The organism is Sulfuricurvum sp. (assembly GCF_028688295.1).
GTDB lineage: Bacteria > Campylobacterota > Campylobacteria > Campylobacterales > Sulfurimonadaceae > Sulfuricurvum.
In genome coordinates, this window is the sequence record NZ_JAQTYM010000061.1 from 7,140 (window position 1) to 14,264 (window position 7,125).

Annotated in this window: 5 protein-coding genes; all 5 read right to left on the minus strand. The window is 44.4% G+C overall.

The genetic code is table 11. The features are described 5' to 3' along the window. Window positions 1-380, minus strand: a 380-nt coding sequence (locus PHR02_RS10740) for a type II secretion system protein (RefSeq protein ID WP_299992001.1), incomplete at its 3' end; no start/stop codon positions are given. Beyond that, window positions 377-814 (minus strand): hypothetical protein, encoded by a 438-nt coding sequence (locus PHR02_RS10745; protein ID WP_299992003.1) that lies wholly within the window; start codon window positions 812-814, stop codon window positions 377-379. The genes PHR02_RS10740 and PHR02_RS10745, both read right to left, overlap by 4 nt. Further along, a complete protein-coding gene (locus PHR02_RS10750) occupies window positions 814-1,698 on the minus strand; it encodes a prepilin-type N-terminal cleavage/methylation domain-containing protein (protein ID WP_299992004.1) in 885 nt (294 codons plus the stop codon). The genes PHR02_RS10745 and PHR02_RS10750 overlap by 1 nt, the downstream gene beginning before the upstream one ends. Beyond that, a complete protein-coding gene (locus PHR02_RS10755; protein WP_299992005.1) occupies window positions 1,698-2,348 on the minus strand; it encodes a type II secretion system protein in 651 nt (216 codons plus the stop codon). The genes PHR02_RS10750 and PHR02_RS10755 overlap by 1 nt, the downstream gene beginning before the upstream one ends. Then, on the minus strand, window positions 2,345-7,125 hold a 4,781-nt coding region (locus PHR02_RS10760), incomplete at its 5' end, for a LamG-like jellyroll fold domain-containing protein (protein WP_299992006.1). The genes PHR02_RS10755 and PHR02_RS10760, both read right to left, overlap by 4 nt.

Sequence of the window (7,125 nt, forward strand, 5' to 3'; positions counted from 1 at the left end):
TTATCACTATTTTTGAAATTTATATTTAAATCACCCGGTAATAAAGTATTTAATGTTACAGAATTTCCATTATGTGGTCTCCCCATTCCATCAAAACAGATGGTAGGGACGTTAGGGGTTAGGGTGATGGTCGATTTAATCTCATGTTTGGGTGTTTCGTTGCTAGATAGTGCAACTTGGGTTAGGGTGACACATCCTGCATTGTCCAGTGCGTCATATCCTAATGCACGATAACGTGCCTCTTTGAGTTTTAGTAGAGCATATTGGGCATCTTGACGGCTATAATCGGGTCTGCTCATATAAAATCCGATACCGCTGATGACACCGATAAGGACGACAACAAAGATAAGTTCGACGAGAGAAAAAGCATTTCGTTTCATGGGCGTTGCAGGCTCCTTCGCTCTAATCGTATCGGATGAAGAATTTTAGCATTTGTGTTATCGGAGGTGACGATAATACGTATACTTACCATGCCATGAGACTCTTCGGATTGAATGGGAGTGTAGGCAACGTTGGAACAGGTGCTGCCATCAGCTAAATAATAGTGTTCAATAGTGACATTTCCTTCAAATTTTCCATCAGATGAGCGAACGGTGACGTTGGGCATACACGTTCCACTGCTTCGATCGTAGGTACTTAGGCGCAACAATGCTGCTTCAGTTGCACTTTGTAAAAACAGCTCTGCCTGTTCACGTGTGTAGCTGTCGGCATAGTGCTGTGCACCCAGTGACGCATAGCGCATCGTAACCGTGACAATCCCACCTACAAAAAGGATAATAAGGAGTACTTGAGGGAGGCCAAAAGCGTGACGCATCAGAACACCACCTTTTGTTTGGATAAGCGTACCGGATTTCCTCCGCGTACTGTGCGGTTGGTGTCGATAGCGAGACGGATTGTCCCGTTGATCATTTGGGCACGGAATGCATTGACATTAGTCGCTAGAATACTTACAACACCACTACGGTTTGTGGAGTCAGCACAGAAACTCTCTCCATTCCAAGGACGGTAATCGTAAAAGAGAAAAAGGGTGTTGTCAATCGCTGTTGAGCTGATCCCCAATGTTGTGATACAGTTTGCAGATTGATCAATATCTGCACCGCGGGCAACCGTGTACGCAGAGTCAATAAGGTTGTATTTCTCATAAATCGTTGTCGGGGCTGCACCGCTAAAAACAATGCTATTATCGACATTCATCGTGATAGGGTGCACAGTCGATACCCCCTCATCAAACGTTCCAGAAAAGACAAGAGCGATTTCATTATTTGCCCAGTTAAAACTTCCCCATTTGTTTGCTTGAGTCGTTTCGATGGATGCTTTGGTAGTTTGGGGAGTATAGAGAGTAGCGGTTGCGTAATCAGAGCGATTCATATCGACAAAACCGCTGTAATCACCAGCAACATAGCTTTCACTCGCTAAACCGAGCCACTCGATGATTTTTTTATCGGTTGCGGTTGCAAGAGGTGTTCGTGTTGCATCTCCGAGGTTGTATCCGCTAACTGACATCGGGGCACGATTGTAGAGGAGAATACTGATTTGATCAAGTGCGCTTTGACTATCGATCGAGAGGGTGGTGAGGATTTTCGCTTTTTCACTCCGCAACGTGATCGCTTCGAACGCTTTAAACATCCCTACTGAGAGAATCCCTGTAATGGCAACTGTGATGATGATCTCGATAAGGGTATATCCGTGGCGTTTCATCAGTTCCAGTTCCGTGAGTTGATTTGAATGTTTCCAATGTTAAAAGAGTGGTATTGCAATGCGGTGATACACCCTGTATGTTGGCTATCGTTTCCGTATCCTACCCGTACCAGAATATATTTGGTGTTGGAATATTGACCGGCTGCTTTTGGATTAGTACTCAACGTTGCAATTCCGGTAGAAGCGGGATCATCTGTGTATATCACGGTTGTACCGATAGCGTATAGTCCCTTTACTCCACTGGAGCAGTTTTTATCTGCGGTGAGATTCGTATCGTGAAAGTCGTCAATATCGTTGCTCTCTGCATCTTCTTTTATGATTGCTGCGGCTGCATAGTTGACTCCTGGAGGGGTGATGCAGTTACGTCCCCCGACAAATCCACCAATGCGGTAGCCACTGGTGGTATTGCATTCAAAGGCTGCATCTCCTGCATTGACGGAGAGGATTTGAGGATTTTGGGTATTGTTATTATCCCACGGCAGATTGAGGATCATCCCAATTTGTGCCATGGCGTTGTACATCGCTTCTTCTTTGATGGTGACTTGGGAACTTTGGTTCATCGACATCACCAGACGGGGAATGACGGTAAAAACAATGCCAATGATCATCATCGAGAGGATGAGCTCTATGAGGGTTAGACCTTTTCTCATCGAAAGAGTTTAACCCCTTTGTTGGTGATATTTTTTGCCGGTGTCATTTGAAAATCACTCCCTTGGAACGTTCCGCTGTTTACCCCTTGTACCCCAACTGACGCATCAGTGTAGTCGTAATTAAAACAAGGGTGTTGTGTGCAATCACCATTATAGTTGTAACTATATTTGGGAGAATACCATAACCAAGGGGTGATATCCAAATGGATGGTTCTGTCAATGTTGGAGGTGATGGTTACCATCTGAAGCCCATCGGAAGGTGCAGCAGAAGTATCGATATCATTTCCTCCCGCACTGAAGCCGCCTTGGATAACATTTCCCGTAGCAGCGGTATCGTGATCGAGGTTGCGGTACCATTTGAGGACGTTTTGCGGCATTCCACTCACAAATCCGCCAGAAGTACTACTGTAGACTTCAAACTCGATAGGATTAGGGGCAGAAGCCTCATTGGTAGTGACATCATAGGCACGTGCACGACCAAAAATGAATGTGGTATCACCTAGAGGAGTACTGGTTCCTGTTACAGCATCAGTATTATTCACATCGGCTGAGGTGATATTAAAATCAAACGGATTGATCGGGATGGAACTGTTACGATCGAAGTTGAAGGTAATTCGTGGCGTAACTACACCTTGGGTAAATTTGGATGCGTCATAGGTGGAGGTGATAGAACTTGCTTTAGAGATATTGGTATCGACTAGGGTGATCGAATCGTGATAGAAAATTTGAGTTAATGGCGAGGGGACAGTTGAGTGTGGAAGGGTCACTGTTGTGTCTTTTGCATAGCACCCTGAGGTATAGTTTGTAGTTGTATTATTTTCTCCGTTTTTAGCAGTGATGTTAAGATCGAGTTGGGCTGACATAGTGAGATCGGTCGAGAGATAGGTAAATGTTCTTCCATCAAAGTTAGAGAGAGTCGCATTGACATCAAAATGGTGAGGGGTAACGGTAATCGATTTTTGCGTCAATCCGATCGGTAATAGATCGGCAGTAAAATTAGTCCCATCACTGACATTGGCATCATCACAGTCAATAAGAGTATAGCGAGAGGTACATGGTTTAGTGGTATCGGAAATATTCAGATCAAGTATTCCCACTTCGCTATAGCGAGTGGTAAATGTTTTGGTTCCATTAACGAATGAAAATGATGTGAGAGGAGGAGTGAATATTCCTGTTGTACAACTTGCATTGTGTTCTGCGATGGTGACATCAAATGTCTCTCCGCTACTCTCGTTGTAATCGGATGATGCAGTAGTGGCTCCGTAGATTGGTGCGGTGAAGTTTATATCAAAATTGATTCCGGCAACGGCGTTGGTTGTGGTTGTAGTAACCGCAAAAGAGGAAGGTCGAACTGAGAATCGGTCACTTGCTGTTGAGGAATTGTCTTCTCCTGTGATCGGACAGGTACTATCCACATTCTTTATCCAGTAGAGTTTTACTCCCGCACTATCAGTTCCACCGATAGCACGGTTTAGGGTGAAAGAGGTATTCGATGTATTCTGATCTATAAAGAGGAGTTTGTTCCATCCGCTGATATTTTGATCGGCATTATTGATGATTTTCGCACATACGGTTCCATTGAAATCTTGAAAATCCGTGTTTGTTTCATTCAGAGATGCTACCGTGAGGGTAAAGGGTTTATTGACGATTTTAGTAGAGATATTTCGGTCATTAATGGAGCGGAAGTTGTCCCAAGCGTCGAAACTGTAGTTTTGCGGTGTACTTAAAGTTCCCTCGGCAACACGGATATGATCGATCCAACTTCCTAAAGAATTATTATCAGCAGAAGGCTCTTCAAACGCGAGTATATCTGATCCTGTTCCGACGACTTCTATCTGCGCCGTTTGCCATCCAGTAGTAATTCCGGTGAAAGTCCCGATTTCCGCGCCGTTCCATTTGGCAATGATTCTATCACTTCCACCATCGCGTGCTCTATAGTCGAAGCTAATAACGTAGTGTATTCCAGTGAGGGCACTGAGCGTTTGTGAGAGTTGATCAACTGTGGTACTGTAGCCATCTATCTCGACGAAAACAGTACCGTCGCTAGCAGAGGGTGATGTTGTGTTTTCCCACGTCTCCATCCCGCTCCCGTTCATTGTCCATCCACATACATTATTTCGCATGTTGACGGTTCCTCCAGCTACATTACCAAATGCTTGTACGATACTTGTTCCACATAGCGTTTCAAAACTCGGGTTTGCGATGAGGTTAGTACCGAGAGGAACACAACAGCATGAGGCTTCTCGTGAGGTGTTATCAAAGTTGCTACCTGATAATTCATTTGTATAAATACCAGTTACTTGAGCTTGAGAAAGTGCTTTGTCAAAAATTTTGACTTCATCTACATATCCATTAAGATAGTTATTACCTGAACCTCGTCTGGCAATATACAAAGGAGATGTCCCATTTGTGGTTGTGCCGCTAAATCCACTGGTTGATTCGACAACCAAATTACCGTTTATATATACTCGTGCAAAACTCCCTTTTTTAAGTACACCGCTAATGTGATACCATGTATTTAAGGCTAAGTCTCCTCCAGAAATTTCCATATAACTGCTACCACTGCTCTGCCATACAGAGAGGCCTGCTTTATGATCTCGATAGACGTATAAAGCATATTCCCAGTTGTTGTTATCTCCTTTTGCAACGATTGGAATTCTCGCCTGAAGAGCTGTTGATGGATAAGCATTGAGTTTAACCCACGCACTGATAGTGATTTCGCCGTTAGTGCCGGTATGAGGGCTCAAAAGATTAGAATCAGGGATAATGATAGCATCGGTATTTCCTGTACTGTTGTTAAAAAAGCCTGCATTATCTAAGAGCCCATCCATTGTTGTTTGTGCTGTTCCTTGAATAGTTCCGTTGAGACTATTTGTACTATTGTCTTCAACTTCTCCATTGCTTCCAGTCCATTTACATTCATCAAAATGGTAATCGGTAATAGGATTTAACACACAATTGACAGAATTTCGCGTGGTGCCGTCATAATTTTTTCCAGCTGATTCATTTGTATAGATGGTTAACATATCTGAATCTGATAAAGTGGAATCAAAAAATTTAAGTTCATCGACCCCTCCTTCCAAATAGGCGTCAGCACTCCAGTTACTTTTGCCGATGTAATTTTTCGTCCGTGTAATATTGGCAGGGATTTTCATATTAGTTTTTTCAGTGATTTTGACGCCATCTTTATAGAGCTTACATACTCCGCTTCCGTTACACGTCGCTCCCCAAAAGTGCCAATTGGTATCTGAAATTACATTAGTAGCCACTGTATATTGCTCAGTTCCTGGATCGTGTATACCCAAAACCAGATCATTGGAGGTATCTCGACGTCCTAAAAAAATATTATTTTGATTCAGGCCGTTTCCTATATCGAAAATTCGTTCCCAACTACCCGCACTACCTGAAAATTTTGCCCACGCCGTTATTGTAAAACCATCATGAAAGTTAGGTACGCTTTGTGGGAGGTTTGGGAGCTCGACGTATTGCTGATTAGTACGCGCAAACAGTGCGCCGTTGTTGATAATTTGAGGCGAAACTTGAGGGATAGTAGTGCTATTAGCACTTTTAGGGGTTGCATCATAGTTATTGTTACTGTTATCTTTGGCTTCTCCCAACGTTCCCATCCACGTACATTCATCAAAACGGTAATCAGCGGCAGGGGATTCATTGATATCAGTGACCGTGATGGCAAAGACCTGGGTGTCGCTAAGACTGCCATCACTGACGGTGACAGTAAAGTTATAGACGTTGTTTCCTCCAACATCGGAGGGACTTTCAAAATCGGGAGCCGTAGTAAAGGTGACAACCCCTGTTGCTGAATTGATCGTAAAACGTACCGCATCGGTACCGTTGAGAGAGTACGTTAAGGTACTGCCCTCAATATCGGTTGCGTCGATGTCGGCAACGGCAGTGGTGTTCTCAGCGACATTAGCGGAATAGGCATTTCCGCTGTTGGGGGCAGTAATGGTTGGCGCTTCGTTTACGTCGGTGACTGAGACGGTAAAGATTTTATCGAAAGTAAGTCCTCCCTGATCGGTAGAGCGGATTGTGACCGAATAGGTGTTTTTGGTTTCGAAGTCGAAAGAGGCGGCAGTTTTGAGCTGAGCGCCGCTGATCGAGAACGAGGTGGAATCTCCGCCGACGATCGAATAGGTGAAGGTGTTGCCCGTATCGGGATCGGTGGTAGAGAGGTTTCCAACTGTCGTACCTGAAGGCTGATTTTCGGCGACGGAAGTGTTGTCGAGGGAGATGTTGGTAGGTGCTTCGTTCACATTATTGATCGAAACAGTTACGGCTTTGGAAGTGGAAAGGACGGGAGAACCGTTGTCTGAGGCCGTGACGGTAATCGAATAGCTCGATTTGGTTTCGAAATCGGGCGAAGCTTTGAAAGTGACTGCTCCGCTAGAGGTGTTGACATTAAAAAAGGCGCTATCCGTACCGCCGATGCTGTAGGAGAGTGTTTGTCCCGTATCAGGATCGGTGGCGGTGATCGTGTAGACGACGGTCGATATCGGAATATTTTCATTCACGCCGGCAGAAGCGCCGGAGGTAACGGTGGGTGCTTCATTTAGATTGCTAACTGTGATGGTAAAGGCTTTTTCAAAAAAAAGCCCCCCCTGATCAGTGGTACGGACGCGGATAGAGTAACTATTGTCAATTTCATAGTTGAAAATAGCATTGGTTTTGAGTTGATTGCCACTGATTGTAAAAGAGGTATTGTCTGTACTCCCGGTACCTGCAACAAGAGTATAGGTATGGGTATTTCCAGCCGTAT

Excerpts from the sequence above, each read along its gene's own strand:
- PHR02_RS10745 (WP_299992003.1), bottom strand. The coding sequence starts at position 814 with ATGCGTCACGCTTTTGGCCTCCCTCAAGTACTCCTTATTATCCTTTTT.
- PHR02_RS10750 (WP_299992004.1), bottom strand. The coding sequence starts at position 1,698 with ATGAAACGCCACGGATATACCCTTATCGAGATCATCATCACAGTTGCC.
- PHR02_RS10755 (WP_299992005.1), bottom strand. The coding sequence starts at position 2,348 with ATGAGAAAAGGTCTAACCCTCATAGAGCTCATCCTCTCGATGATGATC.